Genomic DNA, 22687 nt, shown 5'->3' on the forward strand with positions numbered 1-22687 from the left:
TTATTTATTTTGTTGAAATTATTTGGTGTCGTTCAATGTCCAATCGTAAGGGTAGTACCCCACCTTGGTTTTTGGGTCTAACGGTTCTTTTCTAAAGCGATTTAAAAAATCGATTTCATCCCCATTTCTTGTAAAATCTTCCTTATACCATTCAAAGATTTGGCTTAGCAATACTTTTTTTCCTTTAAGTTGAATAAAAGAAGGATTGTTCAACGCTAAAACAGTCTGTTCTTGCAACTGGGATTCCAAAGTACTGGGCAAATATGCTTTATTAATGATGGGTGGACAGCCCAATCCTGCACATACCAATACAAAGTGAAACCGTGCCTCTTCCTTAAAGTTTTTCCGCAACAAATCATTTTCAATAGCATTTAGGGTGATGTTTTCCCCACCTACTTCATGCTTTTTACCATCAAAAAAACTGTTGATGGCTAAAGGCGATTTTACCGGATATGCAGCTACAATACCCTCTATCACCAATAAATTATAGGTGTTTATCCAAAATGCTTGGTACGTTTTAGCATCTTCTGGGGTTACGCGTATAGTTTTTGCTAATTGCAGCGCTTCTTGTAATGCTTCCGGATTTTCTTTTACTGCTTTATAGTTAACCCGTCCATTTGAAACATAACTTTTAAAAAAACTATCTGCCTTGGCAAAAAATTGGTCTGTGACTTGTGAAGTTCCTTGTTGCACTACCAACAAAAGGCCTGCTAGTAATATGGTTTTTATATATTTCATAGCTATCGTTTAATTGTCATTCCCTCATTCTGTCGCAATAAAAAATAATACCCTACACTCCACCTCAATTTTTTTTAATTTTTTATCACACTGAATTACAGCGCATTGCCCGTTCGAAAAGCGATACTATTCCTTACACCCTCCCTGTGTATTTATAATGCATCTAAATTATACCTGGGGTGTAAAGTTCGTAACTTTAAGTGCGACACATTTAAGAACATCAACAAACCAATATGGAGCATATTGTAATCATTGGTAATGGCATTGCAGGCGTAACTGCCGCAAGGCATATCCGAAAGTTATCGGATAAGCGCATTACCATTATTTCTGGAGAAACCCCTTATTTTTTTTCGCGTACAGCGCTCATGTATGTGTACATGGGTCATATGAAATTTGAGCATACGCAACCTTATGAAAATGGGTTTTGGAAGAAAAATCGTATTGGATTGCTGCAGGCTTTTGTAGAAAAGGTAGATACTGGTGCAAAAATATTGCATTTGGCTACGGGTAATGCCATTAGTTACGATAAACTCATCATTGCAACGGGATCCAAACCCAATAAATTTGGATGGCCAGGTCAAGATTTACAGGGTGTACAGGGCTTATATTCTAAACAGGATTTAGAACTGTTAGAAGAAAATGCTCCAAACAACAAAGTTTGCAAACGGGCTGTTATTGTTGGTGGCGGTTTAATTGGTATTGAGTTGGCAGAAATGCTACGTACAAGAGAAATTCCAGTAACCTTTTTGGTAAGAGAAGATAGTTTTTGGAATGGCGTTTTACCAGCAGGTGAATCGGCCATGATAAACGAACACATTAAGGAACACCATATAGACTTAAGATTGAGCACTAATCTGGAAACCATTCTTGACGATGGGGCTGGCCGGGTAAAGGCGGTGACTACAGACCAAGGCGAAACTATTGAATGTGATTTAGTAGGTTTAACGGCAGGGGTAAGTCCTAATATTGATTTCCTAGAAGATTCTGCAATAGAAACCGGCCGTGGTGTGCTCGTAAACAGAAAATTAGAAACCAACATCCCAGATGTGTATGCCATTGGCGATTGTGCCGAACAACATTCGGGTATTGGTAATAGAAGACCCATTGAAGCTGTTTGGTACACCGGCAGGATGATGGGCGAAACCGTTGCGCAGACCATCTATGGCAACCCTACCGAATACAAACCAGGACACTGGTTCAACTCTGCAAAATTCTTGGACATTGAATACCAAACCTATGGTTGGGTTTTTGGTAGAAAAGGCAAACCAGAGTATGAAGCCCATTTTCATTGGCGCCACCCTGAAGAAAAAATCTGTGTTACCATAGCGTATGATAAAAACACCGAGAAATTCTTGGGTATTAACACCTTTGGTATGCGCATGCGCCATCAAATGTTTGATAGGTGGTTAACCGAAGAAAAGAACATAGACTACGTGGTAGCCCATCTTAAAGATGCCAATTTTGACCCAGAATTCTACAAACCCTACGAGCGCCTCATTATGGCGGACTACAACCAAACTAGAAATAAGAATATCAAACTAAAATCTAAAAGCCTTAAACGCATTTTTCAACTAGGCTAACCTAAATACAAATTAAGAACATGAGTACTGTAGATAAAAGTATGGCGCTTACTGGGCAACCACCGGCAAGCTTATCGTTACCGCAAAAATTGGCAGTTGTATTGGGTATGTCTGGCTTAGGCATAATGCTTTTGGCGGCCTTCAACCTAAATTTCCCCCAGCAAGGCTTATGGCTAAGTGTATCACTTCTTGCTTTATTTGTAGGTATAACTTGGTTTTCTTGGGAAGCCTATAAAGACAAACATCCGGGCATTAAAAACGATGGCGTTTGGTTTAAATCAGTTTCTAGTCGTGGACTTTGGGGATGGGTAGCAGGTATTGCCCTTACTGGATTTTACGTTGTCTTGTATTTTTATCCACAATACCTTGGCTTGGTCAATGATGGTGACAACAAGGGTGTTATTGCTTTGTTTGACCCCTTGAGCAAAGCTCTTAGTGGTAATCCAGCCAGCCAATGGTTTGTTTATGGTACGTTGTACACCGTTGCCATTTTAGCTTTCGGAATCAAATTTTTATGGAAATATAGACACAATAGATACGAACGTTTACGTACCACCAGTGTAATGTTTTTCCAAACCGCTTTTGCTTTCATTATTCCCGAATTAATGGCGCGTTTAAATGGAAGTTCTGTGCTTAACGGAGGTAGCCTACCGTATTACGATTTAAAAAACATCTGGCCGTTAAATTATTACAATTTTGAAAGTTACCGCATAAAAGGATTTTTGAGCTCTGGGGAAATTGGCTTTGCCTTACTCATTTTTGGTATCGCTTCTATATTCGTTATCACCCCAATCCTATCCTACAAATACGGCAAACGCTGGTATTGTTCTTGGGTTTGTGGCTGTGGTGGCTTAGCAGAAACTGCGGGAGATGCCTTTAGGCAATTGAGCGACAAATCTACCTTTGCTTGGAAAGTAGAACGTTGGGTTATACACAGTGTAGTGGTTTTTGTTACTTTAATGACCACGGCGGTTATCTACTCTTATTTAGGTACAGATACTAGCAAATATTGGCTAACCAAGTCTAGCTTTTTAATTGGCGTAGGCGTATTCTTAACTTTAGTATTTGGATGGGCCATGCTATTTAAAAGAGAGCAGTTGCAAAAAGATGCACAGTATGGGGCTATAGGTTATTTTGTCATCATATTGGCATTAATAGGTATGCATTTTTTTAGTGGCGAAGGCAACGTATTTTTATTTAAATCAGAATCCTTACGTAAAACCTATTCTTTCTTAATTGGCAGTATTTTTTCTGGTGTTATTGGCACTGGTTTTTATCCCATTTTTGGCAATAGGGTGTGGTGCCGTTTTGGTTGCCCAATGGCTGCTATTCTAGGATTTCAACAACGTATGTTCTCAAAATTTAGAATTACTACCAATGGTGGGCAATGTATTTCTTGTGGTAATTGCTCTACCTATTGTGAAATGGGTATAGACGTACGCGCATATGCTCAAAAAGGAGAAAACATTGTACGTTCTAGCTGTGTTGGTTGCGGTATCTGTTCCGCTGTTTGCCCAAGAGGTGTTCTTAAATTGGAGAACGGGCCGTTAGAGGGCAGAATAGACAGCAACCAAGTGTTGTTGGGGAACGATGTTGATTTAATGCAATTGGTAAACAAAAAATAAAACCATGAAGCATTGGGTTCTTTTAGTTTTTAGTTGGATGACTCTTGTCTCCTTCGCCAAGGAATACGTAAAAGTATATCACGAAAATGGTGAACTCAAAGAACAAGGCTGGATTAAGAACGATAAAAAAGTGGGCTATTGGTACCAGTACCATGTAAACGGCTCGCTTGCCGCAAAAGGCAAGTACACAGAGGGGCATCGCAATGGCTACTGGTTTCATTTTGATGCATTAGGCGCTAAAACGGCAGAAGGCAGGTACCAAAAAAATAAAAAGACCGGTTGGTGGTTGTTTTATGATGACAAAGGCAACATCAACCATAAATGCCAACTGCAAAAAGGTATTAAAAATGGCTATTGCTTAAAGTATAGGAACAACGATTTAAAATCGGCAGAAAAATATAGCAAGGGTAAAAAAATCAAAGAATGGTTTAGCTTTGCCAGCTTTAAAAGAGAAAATAACCTAGCCGATTTAAAATAATGCCTGTACTAAAAGTTATTATTCCCGCCTATAACGAGGCGGATTCCATAGGCAAGGTCATTGCAGAAATACCAGCTATTGTGGCAGAGGTTATTGTGGTGAACAACAACTCTACGGACCAAACGGTAGCAGTAGCCAAACAAGCAGGCGCCACTGTACTTACAGAAACTAGAAAGGGTTACGGTTATGCTTGCCTTTGTGGCTTAAATTATGTGGCATCCACATCCAATACCCCAGACATTATCGTATTTCTAGACGGAGACTACTCTGATTATCCAGAAGAATTAGAGAAAATTGTAGCTCCCATTTTAGAAGAAGATATGGATTTAGTTATTGGAGCGAGAAAAAAATCGCTTCGCGAGCCTGGGTCCATGACACCGCAACAGGTTTTTGGCAATGCATTGGCCACATTTTTAATGCGATTATTTTTTGGCGCAAAATTTACGGATTTAGGACCTTTTAGGGCTATTAAATACGAAAAGCTCAAAGAATTACAAATGCAAGACACCACCTACGGATGGACGGTAGAAATGCAATTGAAAGCTTTACGTAAAAAATTGAAATACAAAGAGGTACCTGTGCGTTACAAACAACGAATAGGTGTCTCAAAAGTTTCAGGAACCGTAAAAGGTACTATATTTGCAGGCATAAAAATATTGGGTTGGATTTTTAAATACAGCATTAAATAATCATGGGAATTACAATCGCTTACATCATCATCGCTATCTATAGCATCGCCTTGATTTTAATTTTTTGCTACAGCTTGGCGCAGTTAAACCTGCTAATCAACTACCTAAGCAATAAAAGACAGAATGAAGAGGCTCCAAAATACAATCTTTTGGACCCAAAAGAGATTCCTTTTGTAACCATACAATTACCGGTTTACAATGAGGAATATGTAATGGAACGTCTATTGGACAATATTGCCAAAATAGAATATCCAAAGAGTAAATTAGAAATTCAGGTTTTAGACGATTCCACAGACGACTCCGTAGTAGACACCGCTGCTCGTGTGCAGGAATTAAAAGAAACCGGATTAGATATACAGCATATAAGAAGGGAAAACCGAGTAGGTTTTAAGGCCGGTGCACTAAAAGAAGGCTTAGAAATTGCTAAAGGTGATTTTATCGCCATTTTTGATGCGGATTTTTTACCAGAAACAGACTGGCTTAAGAAAACGGTTCCGTATTTTAAAGACCCTGAAATTGGCGTGGTGCAAACCCGTTGGGGACACATTAATAGAGACTACTCCACCCTTACCCGTATACAGGCCTTTGCTTTAGATGCCCACTTTACCCTAGAACAGGTTGGTAGAAACGCAAAAGGGCACTTTATCAATTTTAATGGTACGGCTGGTATCTGGCGTAAAGATTGTATCCTAGACGCTGGGAACTGGGAAGGAGATACCCTTACAGAAGATTTGGATTTAAGCTACCGTGCACAGTTAAAGAACTGGAAGTTTAAATATTTAGAAGATGTAGAAACCCCTGCAGAATTACCTGTGGTAATGAGTGCGGCCCGTTCACAGCAATTCCGTTGGAACAAAGGTGGTGCAGAAAACTTCAGAAAAACAGTTTGGAGTGTTGTTTCTGCTAAAAACATCAACTTTAAAACTAAATTTCATGGAGTTATGCACTTGCTAAACAGCTCTATGTTCCTTTGCGTATTTATAGTAGCGGTTTTAAGTGTACCTATGCTTATTATTAAAAATACTTTTGGCCACTTGGCTTGGGTGTTCGAGGTAACCAGCTTTTTTATAGCTAGTACCGTAATCTTATTCTTTTGCTATTGGTTTACCTACAAAAGCATTCAAGGCAGTGGTTTTGATAAGTTTGTAGACTATGTAAAACTATTTTTTACCTTCTTCTCCGTAGCGTTAGGATTGTCTTTACACAATGCTTTGGCAGTTATAGAAGGCCACATGGGTAAAAAGAGTGAGTTTGTACGCACACCAAAATTCAACATTAATAGCTTGTCTGATAGCTGGAAGGGTAACAAATACCTTGCAAAAAAGCTATCGCCTAACATGATTTTGGAGTTTGCCCTTATGCTATATTTCTTATATGGCATGTACATTGCAATTCCGTTTAATGATTATGGATTGTTCCCATTTCATTTAATGTTGTTCTTAGGTTTTGGCTTTGTATTCTTTAAATCCTTGACAGCAAAAGCATAATTCATGCTTACGTATTGGAAACTCCATAAATTCCCATTTCTTATGGTATTGGGCAGTATGGCGTTCTACTATATATTCGGCTACCAGTTGGTTCGAGAAGATTTTATTCGCCTCATCACCTTGGTAGCCGCTTTGTTTTTTTTCTTGTTTAAATTGATGCAATTAGAACGGTGGAATTTTACATTTCTACTCGTTGCTGGAATTGCCTTTAGGGCGATATTTCTTTTTAGTTCGCCTAATTTATCTCAAGATTTTTACCGATTTATATGGGATGGGCAACTTATTCTAAATGGGATTAACCCCTACCTATTTACCCCAAATGAATTGCTATCCCAATTGGATACTTCTTTCCCCAATAAAGAACTACTGCATCAATCTATGGGCAGTTTAAGTGCAAAGCATTACAGCAATTATCCTCCTTTAAATCAACTGCTCTTTACTGTAGCCGCTTTTTTAGGTTTTGGCAGTATAAAAGGAGGAATTGTTGCACTACGTTTACTAATACTATTGGCAGATGTTGGTGTGTTGTGGTTCGGTAAAAAAATTCTGCAACAAAACAATTTGTCTCCCCATTTAATCTTTTGGTATTTTCTTAATCCTTTGATCATAATAGAACTTACGGGCAACCTACATTTTGAAGGTGTTATGTTCTTTTTGTTTATTACCAGTATTTATCTTTTACAAAAACAAAAACCCATTTTTGCGGGCCTAGTTTATGCCATGGCCATTCTGCTTAAACTGGTTCCGCTATTATTTATACCGCTATTTTTACCCTTTTTAGGTCTTAAGAAATCGGCAGTGTTTTATGTAAGTATCGCAGTTAGCTGCGTATTGCTCTTTTTGCCTTTTTACACCATAGAATTCGCTGCTAATTATAGCAAAACCATTGCACTATGGTTTTCTAATTTTGAATTTAACGCTAGCATCTATAATGCAGCTGAATATGTAGCTACAACGTATTTTGATGCCAAACCCTGGTTGTTTATTAAAACCTATGGTAAAATAATACCGCTACTTACTATTGGTATTGCACTTGGGCTTTTAATTTTTAAACGGATGAAAAGTATAGGCGGCCTACTAACTGGCATGCTTATACTTATGACAGGCTATTACTTTATAACAAGCACAGTGCATCCATGGTATCTTGTATTCCCTATTGGACTTTGTTTATTTACAACATATAGATTTCCATTGCTTTGGTCTGCCACCATATTTTTGAGTTACTATACCTACTCACAACCAGACTTTAAGGAATATTTGCCACTGCTCTTTGTTGAATATATTTTGGTGTTTGGCTACATGACCTACGAAATATTAAAAAACCGAAACAAAACGTTTCATTTTCGTTAAAAATTTAGAATCGGTTAGGTCAGTTTCTCACTATTTGTACATTTACATCAACAATGAAAGAACAAAGACACATACCAGTATCTAGAAACGCGAGCATCCCGTCTCCCGTTCGTCCTTTCTTTACACGCCGCCGTCGCCCGTAAGGGTGCAATTCTATTATTGGGATTAGGTGAGTCCAATCCCGTATTTCACAGCAAACAAATTCATTTTTAAATTTAATTCATACGCCAACGATGAAAATTGTTGTAGCCAACGCATCGCATTTACAATATGCAACTATTATTAGCGAGACTATTACAGACTCTGCCAAGGTTCGCGGTACGGGCATAGCCAAACGTACACCAGAATACATTGCGCAACGTCTTAGAAATGGCAACGCTATCATTGCCTTAGATGGTGATAAATTTGCTGGCTTCTGCTATATAGAAGTTTGGGGCAACAAAGACTTTGTGGCCAATTCTGGTCTTATTGTGCACCCAGACTATAGAGGCGAAGGCCTTGCCAGCAAGATAAAACAGCGCATTTTTGAATTATCCCGAGAAAAATTCCCAGACGCCAAAATTTTTGGTATTACCACGGGGCTTGCGGTAATGAAAATGAATTATGCCTTGGGTTATAAGCCGGTTACTTTTTCTGAATTAACAGACGATCCAGAATTCTGGAAAGGGTGCCAAACCTGCAAAAATTTTGACATTCTAACGCGTACGGAACGTAAGATGTGCTTGTGTACCGGTATGTTATATGATCCACTGGCAAAAGAAAACCAAAAACATAAAAACCTAAATAACAAAGCATTTGAACGTCTTAAAAGTATTAAGGACAAAATGCTAGTAAAGAAGAAAGAAAAATGAAAAAACTTGTATTGGCTTATAGTGGCGGTTTAGATACATCTTATTGCGCCATGAATTTATCTAAAGAGCATGGTTTTGAAGTACACGCCGTAAGCGTTAACACAGGTGGTTTTTCACCTGAAGAAATTAAAACCATAGAAGAAAAAGCATTGGCTTTAGGGGCTAGCACCTACACTTCTATAGATGCCGTACAGAATTTTTATGATAAAGTGGTTAAATACCTCATTTTTGGCAATGTCCTTAGAAACAACACTTATCCACTTTCTGTAAGTGCAGAACGTATTGTACAAGCGGTAGAGATTGTAGAACACGCCAAAAAAATAGGGGCTAAATATATTGCTCATGGTAGTACCGGAGCGGGTAACGACCAAGTACGTTTTGATATGATTTTTCAAACGCTTGCTCCTGAAATTGAAATTATAACTCCTATTAGAGACAATAAACTCGCAAGAGAAGAAGAGATTGCTTATTTACAAGCCAATGGGGTAGATTATTCTTGGGAAAAAGCGAAATATTCAATCAACAGGGGACTTTGGGGTACATCTGTAGGCGGTGAAGAAACCTTGACCAGCGAAAAACCTTTACCAGATAGTGCTTACCCTAGCCAACTAAAAGAAAAAGAACCTACACAAGTAAGTCTTTCTTTTGAAAAAGGCGAATTGGTAGCGATTAATGGCGAGAAGGATTCGCCCGTAGCCAATATTGAAAAGTTAGAAGCTATTGCCAACAAATATGCCATTGGCAGGGACATTCACGTGGGTGACACCATCATAGGAATTAAAGGTAGGGTTGGTTTTGAAGCGGCTGCACCATTAATTATCTTGAAAGCACACCATTTGCTAGAGAAACACACCTTGAGTAAGTGGCAGCAATTTCAAAAAGAACAGTTGGGCAACTTCTATGGTATGTTGTTGCACGAAGGCAACTACCTAGACGAAGTGATGCGCAACATAGAGGCTTTTTTAACTGATACCCAAAAGAACGTTACGGGAGAGGTATTTGTTAGCTTGTATCCTTTCCAATTTAGATTAGACGGAATTAAATCCCCTAACGATTTAATGAATGCCTCTTTTGGCAGCTATGGCGAAATGAACAAAGGTTGGACAGCTGATGATGCCAAGGGTTTCATTAAAATCCTATCCAATCCAGGTAAAATCTCTAATCACGTAAACGGCTAAATTCCATGAGAACAATCTTTATACGCAGTATAAAATCAATCATTCGTTTAGAATTTTCGAAGCCTTGGAGAAAATTTAGAATGATGAATTTGGTTTTTTCGATGTTCGAAAAAAATACCTCGTATAAAGTGTCTTTTCTTTTGGTTCGTTTGCTTTGGACAAGCAAAGAAAATGAACAGCTAAAATTACAGCATATCATTCTAGGAAATAATAAAGACCCAATGACTCAAAATACATTTTATAATGGCTAAAATTGGAATAATAGGAGGTTCTGGTTACACAGGAGGCGAGTTAATTCGCCTGCTATTAAACCATAGTGATGTTACTATAGATTTTGTATACAGCACTACCAGAGCTGGCAAAAAAATTAGTAGTGCCCATGCCGATTTAATTGGCGCTACAGACCTTACTTTTACGGGTGAGGTTAATACTCAAGTAGATGTGGTATTCTTGTGCTTAGGGCATGGAAATTCTAGCAACTTTTTAAAGGAGCATAAGTTTTCAGAAGAAACCGTGATTATTGACTTGAGTAACGATTTTAGGCTTCAAGCAGATGCTACATTTCAAGGTAGAACCTATGTTTATGGCTTACCTGAGCTGAACAAAGAAGCGATTAAAAAAACAGATGCCTTGGCTAATCCAGGTTGTTTTGCCACCGCCATTCAATTAGGATTATTGCCCTTGGCAAAAGCCGGTGTGCTACAAGAAGATATTCATGTAAATGCGGTAACGGGCAGTACGGGTGCAGGTGTAAAACCAGGGGACACCACCCATTTTAGCTGGCGAAACAATAACGTAAGTTGGTACAAACCCTTTACTCATCAACATTTAGGGGAAATTGGCGAGAGCTTGGATTCTTTTGACAACCCTACAGGTAAAATTTATTTTTTACCCAATCGTGGTAATTTTACTAGAGGCATATTGGCTACAATCTATACCAAATTCAATGGTAGTACGGAAGAAGCAAAAAGTCTATTTACAGATTTTTACCAGGAGGCCAAATTTACACAAGTAGTAGATGAACCCATACACTTAAAACAAGTGGTGAATACCAATAATTGCCATATTCACTTACACAAACATGATGATATCTTATTGATTACCTCAGCTATTGACAACCTATTAAAAGGCGCTTCTGGACAAGCAGTACAAAACATGAATTTAATGCTAGGCTTTAAAGAATCTAAAGGATTAAAATTAAAGGCAGGCGTATTTTAAAAACCAAACCGTAAAACTTTACCATGAAAATTGCAATTATAGGAACCGGGAACTTGGGTCAATCTATTGCCAATGGCATTCTAAATTCTAATGGTGCAACCAGTATGTACCTTACCAAACGTAATCCTGAAAAATTAAAGCATTTTGAAGATTACGGTAATGTAACCGTTACGGCTAGCAACGAAGAAGCGGTAAACAATTCGGATATTTTAATTTTTGCCGTGCAACCAGGTCATTTTGAAGCCATTTTGTATGACGTTAAAGACCAACTTACTGAAAAACATGTGGTAATTAGTGTAATTACCGGCTTTCCAATTTCTAGAATCGAGTCTATCATTGGAGCAGATAAATACATATTACGTTGTATGCCCAACACCGCTATTTCTGTAGGCAAATCCATGACTTGTATTTGTAGTAACGGCGTTGGTAAAAAACGAGTAGACTTGGCCAAGGCCATTTTTAATAGAATGGGACATACCTTAGAAATTCCAGAAGAGCAAATGCAAGCGGCGACCGTTATTTGTGCCAGTGGTATTGCTTTTTGGATGCGTTTAATACGTGCCACCACACAAGGTGCCATACAATTGGGATTCGAATCTAAGGAAGCGCAAGAATTGGCCATGCATACCTGTAACGGTGCCGCAGCTTTATTAATTGAAACTGGCAACCATCCGGAGCAAGAAATAGACCGTGTAACCACACCCAAAGGTTGTACTATAGAAGGTTTGAATGAAATGGAACATCAGGGATTGAGCTCTTCCCTAATCCAAGGTATTGTAAGCTCTTACAAGAAAATTAGCGACATAAAAAACAACTAGACTTAGGCTATACTACCAAGTAACTAGAAAAACCAATAACATGAAATTATTTGATGTTTACCCGTTATATGATGTTACCCCTGTAAGTGCAAAAGGCATTGAGGTGATTGATGATAAGGGTCAAAAATATTACGATTTTTACGGCGGCCATGCCGTGATTTCCATAGGGCATTCCCACCCACATTATGTTAATATGCTTACCGACCAATTGCAACAGATAGGTTTTTATAGTAACTCTATAAAAAATCCATTGCAAGAAGAGTTAGCAAAGAAATTAGGCCAGCTCTCTGGTTGTGAAGATTACAACTTATTCTTATGCAATTCTGGAGCAGAAGCCAATGAGAATGCCTTGAAAATGGCATCTTTCCATACTGGGAAATCCAAGGTCTTGGCCTTTAAAAAAGCCTTTCATGGGCGTACCTCAGCCGCAGTGGCCACAACGGACAATCCAAAAATCAACGCGCCTATTAATCAACAACAAAAGGTAACTTTTATTGATTTTAACGATGCTGAAAACCTGAAAAAAGAACTAGCTTCTGGTGACTATTGTGCGGTTATTTTAGAAGCCATACAAGGTGTTGGCGGTTTGGACGAACCTACTACCGAATTTTACCAGCTTATTCAAAATGAATGTAAAAACCATGGTGTAGTGCTTATTGCAGACGAGGTACAGGCCGGTTTTGGTAGAAGTGGTAAATTCTTTGGGTTTCAACACCACAACATACAGCCAGATATTATCTCTATCGCCAAAGGTATGGGTAATGGGTTTCCCGTAGGTGGCATCTTAATTCATGAAGATATTAAGGCTTCTTATGGGTTGTTGGGCACTACTTTTGGTGGCAACCACCTTGCTTGTGCCGCTACCCTAGCGGTTCTAGAAGTAATTGAAAAAGAAGACCTATTGGCTAACGCCGAAGCTATGGGAGCATACTTCACAGCTGAGGCAGCCAAAATTCCACAAGTAAAAAGGGTAAAAGGTAGAGGATTGATGTTAGGCCTCGAGTTTGATTTTGAGGTAGCGGAGCTTCGCAAGAAACTTATTTTTAATCAGCATGTATTTACTGGTGGCGCAGCCAATAAACATGTACTTCGATTTTTACCTGCTTTAACTATCGGTAAACCAGAAATAGACCTGTTCTTTAACGCCCTTAAAGCTGAATTGTAGCATGAAAAAGCGCGTTCTTGTCAAAATAGGCTCCAATACGCTGACCAAAGAAACAGACCAGATATCCCGTGGTAAAATAGAGGATATTGGCAGGCAATTGGCGGCATTAAAAGACCAATATGAATTTATATTGGTCTGCTCTGGGGCCATTGCAACTGCAAAGCAGTTTGTACAATTAGAACATACTGGTAAAGACATTAATGTTAAACAAGCTTTAGCAGCCATTGGGCAACCCCGATTAATGCATATTTTTCAGGAGAATTTTAGAGAATTGGGCTTGTTTACTTCGCAATGCTTGTTTTCGTATTCGGATTTACAGGATGATAAATCGCGCCAGAACATAAAAAATACCATAGATGTGTTATTACAAAACAACGTAGTACCCATCATCAATGAGAACGATACCGTAGCCACAGAGGAGATTAAGTTTGGTGATAATGACAAGCTAGCTGCCTATACCGCGGCTTTTTTAGAGGCAGATTTACTTATAATTGCTACCAATACCAATGGCGTGTATAGCAAAGCATCCATGGAAAAGGGAACACCAGAAACCATTTTAGAAGTACGTGATTTACAAGCCATGCAAAAGGAAATTAGTACCACGAGATCCTCTCACGGAACAGGCGGCATGCAATCAAAAATAGAAGCTTCTGCAATTGCGCAAGAAGCACAAATAGAAACTTGGATAGTGAACGGCTTATTGGATAATTTTATCCTAGATAGTTTTAATGCTACGCAGCCTTTCACCAAAATAATAGCAACATAACAATGAAGCATTACTTACATATCAACGATTTAGACAGTTTACAACAAACGGTACAAGAAGCTATCGAACTAAAAAAAGAACCCACCCAGTTTAAACAGCTAGGTGCAGGCAAAACCATTTGCTTATTGTTCTTTAACAATAGCCTACGTACCCGTTTAAGCACACAAAAAGCTGCCATAAATTTAGGATTGGATACCATTGTTATGAATTTTGGCAGTGAAGGGTGGCAATTAGAGTTTGAAGAAGGTGCCGTAATGGACCAAGGCAAAGCTGAACACGTAAAAGAAGCGGCACAAGTGGTGAGCCAATACGCTGATATTGTAGCGATACGCGCTTTTGCTGGTTTAACTGATAAAGAGGCCGACGAGGCCGAGTTGGTTTTAAACGCCTTTAAAAAATATGCGAACATTCCCGTGGTAAATATGGAAAGTTCTGTAGGCCATCCTCTACAGGCATTGGCAGATGCCATTACCTTAGAAGAAAACAAAACCGAGCAAAAACCTAAAGTAGTTCTGTCTTGGGCACCACATCCACGCGCTTTGCCGCATGCGGTTGCCAATAGTTTTGTAGCTATGATGAAATTGCAAGGTGCCGATTTTGTAATTACCCATCCAGAGGGATATGAATTAAACCCGGAAGTAACAAAAGGATGTAAAATTGTGCACGACCAAGAAGAAGCGCTTAAAAATGCGAATTTTGTATACGTAAAAAACTGGAGCAATTACCAAGATTACGGTAAAGTAAAAAACACCGATAGCCATTGGATGATGACCAAAGAGAAATTGGGTAATGCCAAGTTTATGCATTGTTTACCGGTACGTAGAAATGTAGTGGTAGAAGATGCTGTTATGGATAGTGACCAAAGCCTATGTATGGAACAGGCCAACAATAGAACTTTTGCCGCACAGGTAGTGCTAAAGCAACTATTGAAAGACCTATAAGCCTACACAAAAAATTTAAATGGAAGATTTAAGCATAGTTAAAATTGGTGGTAATATAATTGAGGATAGCGATGCGCTAGACCAGTTTCTTACCCTATTTGCACAATTGCCCGGTCATAAAATTTTGGTACATGGCGGTGGCAAAAAGGCAACGCAGTTGTTACCCCAATTAGGTATAGAACCAAAAATGGTAAACGGCCGCCGTATTACCGATGCGGCGACGCTAGAGGTGGTTACCATGGTTTACGGCGGACTCGTAAATAAAAACGTGGTGGCACAATTACAGGCCAAAGGCATAAATGCCATTGGGCTAAGCGGTGCGGATGCAAATACCATACAAGCACAAAAACGCCCCGTTACAGAAATTGATTACGGGTTTGCTGGTGATGTTAAAGGAGTGGATGGAGAAACTATTGGTAAATTAATACACATAGGTTTAACTCCCGTATTTTGTGCACTAACGCATAATAATAAAGGGCAATTGCTGAACACAAATGCAGATACCATTACCGCCGAAGTAGCTATTGGTCTAAGCAACCATTTTAACACGACCATCTATTATTGTTTTGAACTAGATGGGGTCTTGGAAGACATCAACAGAAAAGATTCTGTTATTAAACATATTAGTACAACTACTTACGATACCTTGGTTTCAAATGGCATTATTGCAGAAGGTATGTTGCCAAAGATGCATAATTGTTTTCACGCCTTAAAAAATGGGGTAAAACAAGTAAAAATTGGAAATTTAGGAATGTTTCAAACAGCAAACACCAACTACACAACATTGGTTTTATGAAGTTAGATAAAAAAGCCCTGGGCACAGAAGCCCTAGAATTACTAAAACAATTAATCGCTATACCTTCTTTTTCTGAAGAGGAAGATGAAACGGCTACGTTAATAGACAATTGGTTACAAGGTCATGGAGTGGCAACCAAAAGACAGTACAATAATATATATTCTTTTAACAAGTATTATGATGAGAACAAACCCAATTTGTTGTTGAATTCCCATCACGATACGGTTAAGCCAAACAAAGCCTATACCAAAGACCCTTTTCATCCGCATATAGAAGACGGCAAATTATACGGATTAGGGAGTAATGATGCTGGTGGTGCTCTATGTTCCTTGTTGGCCACCTTCGTGCATTTTTATGAGCGAGAAGATTTGAGCTATAACATTATCATGAGTGCCACGGCAGAAGAAGAAGATGCTGGCGATAAAAGTATTTCGGCCTTATTACCCATTCTACCTGAGATTGATGTGGCCATTGTTGGTGAGCCAACTCAAATGCAATTGGCTATTGCGGAAAAAGGCTTGGTAGTTTTTGAAGGCACCGTAGAAGGCACACCCTCGCACGCCGCCCACCCAAACGATAATAATGCCATTTACAATACCATACAAGTGTTGGAATGGTTTAAAAACTACCAGTTTGAAAAGGTATCTGATGTATTAGGCCCGGTAAAAATGACGGTTACCCAAATTAAAGCGGGTAGCCAACATAATGTAGTACCCGCTCAAGTTGATTTAGTTATAGATACCCGTGTTAACGATTGTTACACCAATGAAGAAATCAATGAAATGCTACAGCGTGAAGCTCCTTGTAAGTTAAGACCACGGTCATTGAATTTAAGCAGTAGTTCTATACCTATAGAGCATCCATTGGTGCAATCTGGTATTGCCTTGGGTAGGGAAACTTATGGTAGCCCCACACTATCAGACCAAGCGGAACTTAGCTGTCAATCTTTAAAACTAGGCCCTGGCTATAGCCCTAGAAGTCATTCAGCGGATGAGTTTATCTATGTGGATGAAGTGTATGAAGGGGTACAACTTTATATAGATATTTTAGAGGGATTTTTGGCTAATTGATACTAGTTTGTAGTTAGAAGTTAATAGAAATGTATAATTATAGGGATTTAATTGTTTGGCAAAAAGCAATGAATTTAGTTGAAACAACGTATAGAATTACATCCGATTTTCCAACAGAAGAGAAGTATGGAATCGTAAGCCAAATAAGAAGAAGTGCGGTATCAATTCCTAGTAATATTGCCGAAGGAGCTGGTAGAAATTCAAAAAAATCTTTTCGAAGTTTTTTAGAGATAACAAATGGCTCTATAAACGAACTTAAAACTCAATTAGAGATTTCTAACAGAATAGGATATCTAGACAATGAGGTTCTAACCACATTATTTGACAACTGTGATGAAGTTCAAAAAATAACCGTAGCACTAATAAAAAAATATAGTACTAGTTAATCACTCATAACTACTAACTAAAATCTAATAACTAGAAAATGAAACTCTGGGACAAAGGATTCAGTACCGATAAAAAAATAGACACATTCACTGTTGGTAACGACAGGGAGCTCGATTTACTATTGGCCAAGTATGATGTAATCGCCTCCACAGCGCATGCAAAAATGTTGGCCAAAGTAGAATTGATATCTGATGAGGAAGCGAAGCTTTTGGTAAAAGAATTGACGGCTATTGGTAAATCCATAGAAAAAGGAAACTTTACCATTGAAGACGATTTTGAGGATATGCACTCAAAGATAGAGTACATTCTTACCGAAAAATTGGGAGATGTAGGTAAAAAAATACATACCGCACGGTCAAGAAATGACCAAGTTTTAGTTGCCATGCAGTTGTATTTAAAGGCAGAACTCTCAGAAATTAAAAATCAGACCAAGCAGCTGTTCGATTTACTGATGAAACTGGCCGAGAAACATCAAAAAACCCTTTTGCCTGGTTATACGCACTTGCAGATTGCCATGCCATCTTCTTTTGGATTGTGGTTTTCGGCCTATGCGGAGAGTTTAATAGACGATTTGTACTTTGTAGATGCTGCGTATAAAATTGCAGACCAAAATCCGTTAGGTAGCGCAGCCGGCTATGGAAGCTCTTTTCCTATAGATAGAAGTTTTACAACGGCAGAATTGGATTTTGCTACACAAAAGTACAACGTGGTGGCAGCTCAAATGGGACGTGGAAAAGTAGAAAAAGCAACGGCTTTTGGCATCTCTAGTTTAGGAGCCACCTTGTCTAAAATGGCCATGGATATTACGCTGTATATGAGCCAAAATTTCAATTTTATCTCTTTTCCAAATGAGCTTACTACGGGTAGTAGTATAATGCCACACAAGAAGAATCCGGATGTATTTGAACTGATACGTGCCAAATGCAATAAAGTACAAGCTACGCCCAATCAGTTAATCCTAATTATGAATAATTTACCAAGTGGATATCATAGGGATTTGCAGTTGGTAAAAGAAGTAATTGTACCTGCTATTCAGGATATGAAAGCCTGTTTGGAAATGCTCCATTTTAGTTTAAAAGAAATAAAAGTGAATGCGGACATTCTAACGGACACCAAATACGATTACCTGTTTAGCGTAGATACGTTAAATGAGATGGTTAAAAGCGGTATGCCCTTTAGGGATGCTTACAAAACCATGGGCAAGGCCATAGAAAATGGCAATTTTAAACCCAAAAGAGACATAAAGCACACTCATGAAGGTAGTTTGGGAAATCTGTGTTTAGAAGAAATAAAAAAGAAGATGGAAGCTATTGCCTAATGGCTAGCTGTTTGGCTAGTTTCTTTCTCAGAGATTTGTTCAAAAGCTTTTGCTACTTCTTCTTTTGAAGGTGGCGGAAGCTTTTGTTCTTCTGCCAATTTGGGTTCCAAGGAAAGTTTAGCATAAAATGGATAGTGGTCAGAGCCAATATCGGCACCACGTTCTATTTGCATCACCCTAAAATCTGCTGAAGTGAATACGTGATCCAACGGCCACCGCATCAACCAACTATTGGCATTGTAGGTATTAAAAAAACCTCTTCCTTTTCGCATATCCAACAGTCCACTAACCCTTTGAAATAATGCTGTGGTTTCTGACCATGCTACATCATTAAAGTCTCCTAAAACAATTACAGGGTATTCTGTCTCTCGAGTTAACCTGGTAATCTTCATCATCTCTGCATCCCGATCTACGGAAGAAGGATTGTGTTGTGGCGTAGGCGGTGCGGGATGAATAGCAAATAACTGAATAGTATCTTTTGTATCTATTATTACCTTGGTATGTATAGACGGTATGGTGTCTTCAACAAGATACTTTACCTTAGCTTCATACAATGGATGTTTAGAAAACAACAACATGCCATAGGTGTTATCTTTTGGTACTAAAATTGAATACTTATATGCTGCTTCTAATTTATTCACTACAGCGTTTTTCCACCTCTCGTTGGTTTCGGTAAGCAAAACCACATCAGACTGGTATTTTGAAACGTCTTTTACTACCGCTTCTACTTTTTTGTTTTTCTGCAAGACATTTGCGGCATAAACGCTCAAAGAGGTGGTGACATTGGCGCTTGCATTGCCCATCTCCGTATCTGCAAAAGCCGTATAGGGATAAATTTTAACGCTCTGAAACAAGAAGCACCCGGTGAGGGCCAAGACTACCGCATAATCCGATTTACTTTTTAAATCGAACTTAATAAAATAAAACGCTAGGGCAAATAAAGTCAAAAGTGCAATCTGTAGGTGTGGAAAATCCCAAATACGAACGTACCATTGATTAAAAGATAAATACGGAAATAAGGTCAATAAAATAACCAGAATAGCAAATACCCGTAAAATCCATTTTATCATCATGTTATTTACTCTTGAGTAATTTCTGCCTTATTTTGATTTCTATTTTTTAGATAGGTATAACCCAGATACCCCAACTGGGCACCAACCAATAGAATCTTTACCTTTTTACTTTTAGCAAAAACTTTTGCTATGCTTAATAACGAGCCTGCTTTCATGTTTTTATTTGCAATATACCAGCCTATAAATTTATAATTTACTGTATATCAAAATAGTATTAACTCTTTTAATCAACTATAGTCTTTTTTAACGGAAAACAGGGGTTAAAACATTACCGGTCTGCCTTAATTTTACGGCAAACAAAAACGCATCATGAAAACCTTCTTTTCCTTAATATGTATAGGTGTATTGGTTACCGCTTGCAATTTTACATCTGCAGAAAATTATTTTGATCGGGCCGCATTAAACAGCAACAAGCTTGTGGGCTTTGGAAGTAATGATCTAATACGATTTATAGAATTAAAAGAAACCAATAACTTGTTTATAGTCAACGGAAATCAAGTAGAACCTACAACCAAGGTAGAAGAATACATTAAAGGGTATATAATACCAGACATTGAAACAAACATTGAGACAATCAGAACGCTAAAAGCAACTGAGGAAACAAAAGAAATGATAGTAAAAAGTTTAGAGGTTTTTGAATATGCCAAGAACACGTATTCCAAAGAATACATTGCTATTGCTAAAATGATAGACAACAATGAATCTGCAGATGCAATTAATCTGGAACTTATTAAACTAGATAGTTTAAAAGTTCCAAGATTTGATGTATTACATTCAGAATTATGGGCCTTGGCACTGCCCTATGCAGAAGCCAATAACATTGAGGTAATTACCCATTAATTAATAACAAATAGTTCAAAAACCGACGCAAGGTCGGTTTTTTTTGTTTAATCTTGGGATAAAATCACGCTATTCCGTTAGGTATAAACTCCTGAAAACAGGGATTGATCCATGTTGGCTCCAAGGTAATTTTACAACCTCAAAAACCAACAACAATGACACGATTTTTCACATCCACTTTAGTACTATTATTATTTACGTTTGCCAGCTGTAAAACACAATCGCCAGATTTATATTATAGTAAAACCACCAAGTCTACAGATATATTTTGGGGGTTTGGAAGCAAAGACCTTAAGAGCTTTATAGAATTTAGAGATGCCAATAATTTGGTAGCCATTCAAAACAACAGAAAGGTTAAGACCATAAGCATACAAGAGCATATAGAGACATTTTTAATCCCAAATATTGAAAGCTATATAATGGGAATTGAAAGTTTAAAGCCAACAGAAGAAACCAAAGACATGATCAATGCTTCTTTAGCCCTTTATAATTTTGCCCATGAAACTTATAAAAACGATTATATAGCCATTGCCCAGCTCATTGACAATAGAGAAGGTGCCACTACCATACAAGACTTGATGATTCATTTAGATCAAGAAAAACGTTAATAAATAAAGTCGTTATACCAAGATTTAATTAAAAGCAATACTCCTTATTCTTGGGTTAATGGTTTTACGCTGAATCGCTTTTAAGATTTTTAATTAATCATTAAATATATATATTAGTATAATGAAAATTAGTTCCCTCAAACTTCAAACTTTACTTGTACTTCTTTTAACATTTCAATTTCTAATTTGCCAAGAATCTAATGATACGAAAGTAAATAAAATTAATCTAGCTGAAAGTCTAGTAAAGTCCATACAACAAACCTACAAAGACGGGGACTACAGAAATCATAAAAGATTAGCTGACTCTCTTTTACTCTTTTCGCGAGAACATAAATTGTATAAATATCAAATTTTGGCTAATGTTAACCAAGCCGTCTACTACAATAATCAAAACAGGCAAGATAAATCTATAATACTGTATCATCAAGCCTTATTGCTAAATGACAGTATTCCAGATGATTTAAAAACAAGGGTAGTAGTGCTTGTAAACTTAGCTAATTCATATAACAAGATAAAAGCTAGAGACAAAGCCATATCCTATTATAAGAAAGTTTTAAAAACTCTTCGTGAAATCGGAGAGAATCCTAAAATAGAATGTGCTGCATTAATAGGTATTGCAAATAATTACCAAGCCATCCATAAACATAATAAGGCATTACCTTATTATATAAAATCAAATAATCTGGCAAAACAAATAAAGAATGAGCACATGCTATTATCCACCTACGGTAATTTAGCAGAGAATGCTTATCATCTAAAAAACTATGAAGATGCCCAAGAATATTTAGACAGTGCTTTTAGCCTACCATTGGCAGAAAATTCTAGTAAAGAAAAAGCTTGGTTGTTATTTAGAAAAGGGCTTATATCTACAAAAACTGAAAAGCCCGAAACTGCAAAAAAATATTTTTCTGATGCTCTTGCCTTGGGTCTAGATAAGGGTATTGCTGAAATTGAGATTAATAGTTATAAATATCTCTATAAAATAGATAGTACGCTCGGCAACGTAAGTTCTTCTAGAAATTATAAAGAGAAGTATCTTTTATTAAAGTCTAAAATTCTTGAAAGACAAAAGGAGGCTACTTTGTTAGATGGGCAAAAAGAAATTGGTAAAAAAGAAGCTACTATAAAAACGCAACAAGCCCTTCTAAAAAGATTAAAAACCCAAAATTATCAAACACTTATTATTGCCACTTTTGTAATCCTATTATTGGTATTAGGTGTATTCATTTTTCAAAAATCAAAAAGAAAAAATAACACTATTATCACGATTGATAAGACACAAAATGAATTAAAAGATAACCTTAAAATAAAATATGCTAATTCTACGCTTGATGACGCTACAAGAAAAGAAATTAAACAGCGCCTTGTTTTTTTCATGGAAAAAGAAAAAGCATTTCTAAATCCGGAAGTTTCACCAAAAATGGTTACCGAAGAGTTAAATATAAGCAAACATCATTTATCGGAAGTATTGTACTTTGAGTTAAATCAAAACTTTAATTCTTACATCAATGCGTTACGCATAGAGCAAGCAAAAAAGCTGATTGTTTCTCCTAAATATAATAATGCAAAGATTTTAGCGGTTGCTTTTGATGTTGGCTTTAAGAGTAAATCTTCTTTTAACAGGGTTTTTAAAGCTTTAACTGGCCTCACACCCACTGCCTATAAAAATAAAATAAATGGTTTAATTTAAAAAAGTGGTTTCATCCGATCG

At 37.6% G+C, this 22687-nt stretch carries 24 protein-coding genes; 21 read left to right on the top strand and 3 right to left on the bottom strand.

The genetic code is table 11. The features are described from left to right. Positions 1-18: 18 nt before the first annotated feature. Positions 19-738 (bottom strand): DUF547 domain-containing protein, encoded by a 720-nt coding sequence (locus tag FBT53_RS12060; protein WP_136951444.1) that lies wholly within the window; start codon positions 736-738, stop codon positions 19-21. Positions 739-971: 233 nt separating this feature from the next. Between FBT53_RS12060 and FBT53_RS12065 the strand changes: the two genes are divergently transcribed. From FBT53_RS12065 to argH, 18 genes are all read left to right on the top strand, one after another. Further along, a complete protein-coding gene (locus FBT53_RS12065; protein WP_136951445.1) occupies positions 972-2318 on the top strand; it encodes an NAD(P)/FAD-dependent oxidoreductase in 1347 nt (448 codons plus the stop codon). Between the two features lie 20 nt (positions 2319-2338). Continuing rightward, complete coding sequence (locus tag FBT53_RS12070) at positions 2339-3943, top strand: 4Fe-4S dicluster domain-containing protein (RefSeq protein WP_136951446.1); 1605 nt, start codon at positions 2339-2341, stop codon at positions 3941-3943. 4 nt (positions 3944-3947) lie between these two features. After that, positions 3948-4421 carry a toxin-antitoxin system YwqK family antitoxin gene (locus tag FBT53_RS12075; RefSeq protein ID WP_136951447.1) on the top strand — a complete coding sequence of 158 codons (474 nt, stop codon included), beginning with the start codon at positions 3948-3950 and terminating at the stop codon, positions 4419-4421. After that, complete coding sequence (locus FBT53_RS12080) at positions 4421-5110, top strand: glycosyltransferase family 2 protein (RefSeq protein WP_136951448.1); 690 nt, start codon at positions 4421-4423, stop codon at positions 5108-5110. Before FBT53_RS12075 ends, FBT53_RS12080 begins: the two co-directional genes overlap by 1 nt. Before the next feature lie 2 nt (positions 5111-5112). Further along, positions 5113-6597, top strand: a complete 1485-nt coding sequence (locus tag FBT53_RS12085) for a cellulose synthase family protein (protein WP_010518208.1) — start codon at positions 5113-5115, stop codon at positions 6595-6597. Positions 6598-6600: 3 nt separating this feature from the next. Then, on the top strand, positions 6601-7947 hold the full coding sequence (gene mptB / locus FBT53_RS12090; protein WP_240729825.1) for a polyprenol phosphomannose-dependent alpha 1,6 mannosyltransferase MptB: 1347 nt from the start codon (positions 6601-6603) through the stop codon (positions 7945-7947). 233 nt (positions 7948-8180) lie between these two features. Further along, complete coding sequence (locus FBT53_RS12095; RefSeq protein ID WP_010518203.1) at positions 8181-8798, top strand: GNAT family N-acetyltransferase; 618 nt, start codon at positions 8181-8183, stop codon at positions 8796-8798. After that, positions 8795-9976 (top strand): argininosuccinate synthase, encoded by a 1182-nt coding sequence (argG, locus tag FBT53_RS12100; protein ID WP_136951449.1) that lies wholly within the window; start codon positions 8795-8797, stop codon positions 9974-9976. The genes FBT53_RS12095 and argG overlap by 4 nt, the downstream gene beginning before the upstream one ends. Before the next feature lie 5 nt (positions 9977-9981). Continuing rightward, entirely contained in the window at positions 9982-10227 is a 246-nt protein-coding gene (locus FBT53_RS12105; protein ID WP_136951450.1) for a hypothetical protein, read from the top strand. Beyond that, positions 10220-11194, top strand: coding sequence for an N-acetyl-gamma-glutamyl-phosphate reductase (gene argC / locus FBT53_RS12110; protein ID WP_136951451.1), 975 nt, complete (start codon positions 10220-10222; stop codon positions 11192-11194). The genes FBT53_RS12105 and argC overlap by 8 nt, the downstream gene beginning before the upstream one ends. 23 nt (positions 11195-11217) lie before the next feature. Further along, positions 11218-12012, top strand: coding sequence for a pyrroline-5-carboxylate reductase (proC, locus tag FBT53_RS12115; protein WP_080319221.1), 795 nt, complete (start codon positions 11218-11220; stop codon positions 12010-12012). 40 nt (positions 12013-12052) lie between these two features. Beyond that, on the top strand, positions 12053-13177 hold the full coding sequence (locus FBT53_RS12120; RefSeq protein WP_136951452.1) for an aspartate aminotransferase family protein: 1125 nt from the start codon (positions 12053-12055) through the stop codon (positions 13175-13177). A gap of 1 nt (position 13178) precedes the next feature. Beyond that, entirely contained in the window at positions 13179-13943 is a 765-nt protein-coding gene (gene proB, locus FBT53_RS12125; RefSeq protein ID WP_136951453.1) for a glutamate 5-kinase, read from the top strand. Positions 13944-13945: 2 nt separating this feature from the next. Then, positions 13946-14884, top strand: a complete 939-nt coding sequence (locus tag FBT53_RS12130; protein WP_136951454.1) for an N-acetylornithine carbamoyltransferase — start codon at positions 13946-13948, stop codon at positions 14882-14884. Positions 14885-14903: 19 nt separating this feature from the next. Next, entirely contained in the window at positions 14904-15680 is a 777-nt protein-coding gene (argB, locus tag FBT53_RS12135) for an acetylglutamate kinase (protein ID WP_136951455.1), read from the top strand. Further along, positions 15677-16750, top strand: a complete 1074-nt coding sequence (locus FBT53_RS12140; protein ID WP_136951456.1) for a M20 family metallo-hydrolase — start codon at positions 15677-15679, stop codon at positions 16748-16750. The genes argB and FBT53_RS12140 overlap by 4 nt, the downstream gene beginning before the upstream one ends. A 29-nt stretch (positions 16751-16779) precedes the next feature. Further along, positions 16780-17136, top strand: coding sequence for a four helix bundle protein (locus tag FBT53_RS12145; RefSeq protein ID WP_136951457.1), 357 nt, complete (start codon positions 16780-16782; stop codon positions 17134-17136). A 38-nt stretch (positions 17137-17174) separates the two neighbouring features. Beyond that, complete coding sequence (gene argH / locus FBT53_RS12150; protein ID WP_136951458.1) at positions 17175-18455, top strand: argininosuccinate lyase; 1281 nt, start codon at positions 17175-17177, stop codon at positions 18453-18455. On the opposite strand, the gene FBT53_RS12155 is transcribed toward argH, so the two are convergent. Next, positions 18452-19528 (bottom strand): endonuclease/exonuclease/phosphatase family protein, encoded by a 1077-nt coding sequence (locus tag FBT53_RS12155; protein ID WP_240729827.1) that lies wholly within the window; start codon positions 19526-19528, stop codon positions 18452-18454. The genes argH and FBT53_RS12155 overlap by 4 nt on opposite strands. Before the next feature lie 5 nt (positions 19529-19533). Continuing rightward, the gene (locus FBT53_RS16105) at positions 19534-19683 is read right to left on the bottom strand and encodes a hypothetical protein (RefSeq protein WP_010518190.1); all 150 of its coding nucleotides are present in this window, start codon (positions 19681-19683) and stop codon (positions 19534-19536) included. A 154-nt stretch (positions 19684-19837) separates the two neighbouring features. Here FBT53_RS16105 and FBT53_RS12160 point away from each other — a divergent pair, with 154 nt between their 5' ends. From FBT53_RS12160 to FBT53_RS12170, 3 genes are all read left to right on the top strand, one after another. Continuing rightward, on the top strand, positions 19838-20368 hold the full coding sequence (locus FBT53_RS12160; RefSeq protein ID WP_136951459.1) for a hypothetical protein: 531 nt from the start codon (positions 19838-19840) through the stop codon (positions 20366-20368). Between the two features lie 155 nt (positions 20369-20523). After that, entirely contained in the window at positions 20524-20976 is a 453-nt protein-coding gene (locus FBT53_RS12165) for a hypothetical protein (RefSeq protein WP_136951460.1), read from the top strand. Between the two features lie 121 nt (positions 20977-21097). Next, positions 21098-22666: a helix-turn-helix domain-containing protein gene (locus tag FBT53_RS12170; RefSeq protein ID WP_136951461.1), complete on the top strand. Its 1569-nt coding sequence runs from the start codon at positions 21098-21100 to the stop codon at positions 22664-22666. The last annotated feature ends 21 nt before the right edge of the window (positions 22667-22687 follow it).

The sequence above is a fragment of the Flavobacterium sp. ASW18X genome, from assembly GCF_005144745.1.
Taxonomy (GTDB): domain Bacteria; phylum Bacteroidota; class Bacteroidia; order Flavobacteriales; family Flavobacteriaceae; genus Croceivirga.

Coding starts and splice junctions, on each gene's coding strand:
- FBT53_RS12060 (WP_136951444.1), bottom strand. CDS start 738: ATGAAATATATAAAAACCATATTACTAGCAGGCCTTTTGTTGGTAGTG.
- FBT53_RS12065 (WP_136951445.1), top strand. CDS start 972: ATGGAGCATATTGTAATCATTGGTAATGGCATTGCAGGCGTAACTGCC.
- FBT53_RS12070 (WP_136951446.1), top strand. CDS start 2,339: ATGAGTACTGTAGATAAAAGTATGGCGCTTACTGGGCAACCACCGGCA.
- FBT53_RS12075 (WP_136951447.1), top strand. CDS start 3,948: ATGAAGCATTGGGTTCTTTTAGTTTTTAGTTGGATGACTCTTGTCTCC.
- FBT53_RS12080 (WP_136951448.1), top strand. CDS start 4,421: ATGCCTGTACTAAAAGTTATTATTCCCGCCTATAACGAGGCGGATTCC.
- FBT53_RS12085 (WP_010518208.1), top strand. CDS start 5,113: ATGGGAATTACAATCGCTTACATCATCATCGCTATCTATAGCATCGCC.
- mptB (WP_240729825.1), top strand. CDS start 6,601: ATGCTTACGTATTGGAAACTCCATAAATTCCCATTTCTTATGGTATTG.
- FBT53_RS12095 (WP_010518203.1), top strand. CDS start 8,181: ATGAAAATTGTTGTAGCCAACGCATCGCATTTACAATATGCAACTATT.
- argG (WP_136951449.1), top strand. CDS start 8,795: ATGAAAAAACTTGTATTGGCTTATAGTGGCGGTTTAGATACATCTTAT.
- FBT53_RS12105 (WP_136951450.1), top strand. CDS start 9,982: ATGAGAACAATCTTTATACGCAGTATAAAATCAATCATTCGTTTAGAA.
- argC (WP_136951451.1), top strand. CDS start 10,220: ATGGCTAAAATTGGAATAATAGGAGGTTCTGGTTACACAGGAGGCGAG.
- proC (WP_080319221.1), top strand. CDS start 11,218: ATGAAAATTGCAATTATAGGAACCGGGAACTTGGGTCAATCTATTGCC.
- FBT53_RS12120 (WP_136951452.1), top strand. CDS start 12,053: ATGAAATTATTTGATGTTTACCCGTTATATGATGTTACCCCTGTAAGT.
- proB (WP_136951453.1), top strand. CDS start 13,179: ATGAAAAAGCGCGTTCTTGTCAAAATAGGCTCCAATACGCTGACCAAA.
- FBT53_RS12130 (WP_136951454.1), top strand. CDS start 13,946: ATGAAGCATTACTTACATATCAACGATTTAGACAGTTTACAACAAACG.
- argB (WP_136951455.1), top strand. CDS start 14,904: ATGGAAGATTTAAGCATAGTTAAAATTGGTGGTAATATAATTGAGGAT.
- FBT53_RS12140 (WP_136951456.1), top strand. CDS start 15,677: ATGAAGTTAGATAAAAAAGCCCTGGGCACAGAAGCCCTAGAATTACTA.
- FBT53_RS12145 (WP_136951457.1), top strand. CDS start 16,780: ATGTATAATTATAGGGATTTAATTGTTTGGCAAAAAGCAATGAATTTA.
- argH (WP_136951458.1), top strand. CDS start 17,175: ATGAAACTCTGGGACAAAGGATTCAGTACCGATAAAAAAATAGACACA.
- FBT53_RS12155 (WP_240729827.1), bottom strand. CDS start 19,528: ATGATGATAAAATGGATTTTACGGGTATTTGCTATTCTGGTTATTTTA.
- FBT53_RS16105 (WP_010518190.1), bottom strand. CDS start 19,683: ATGAAAGCAGGCTCGTTATTAAGCATAGCAAAAGTTTTTGCTAAAAGT.
- FBT53_RS12160 (WP_136951459.1), top strand. CDS start 19,838: ATGAAAACCTTCTTTTCCTTAATATGTATAGGTGTATTGGTTACCGCT.
- FBT53_RS12165 (WP_136951460.1), top strand. CDS start 20,524: ATGACACGATTTTTCACATCCACTTTAGTACTATTATTATTTACGTTT.
- FBT53_RS12170 (WP_136951461.1), top strand. CDS start 21,098: ATGAAAATTAGTTCCCTCAAACTTCAAACTTTACTTGTACTTCTTTTA.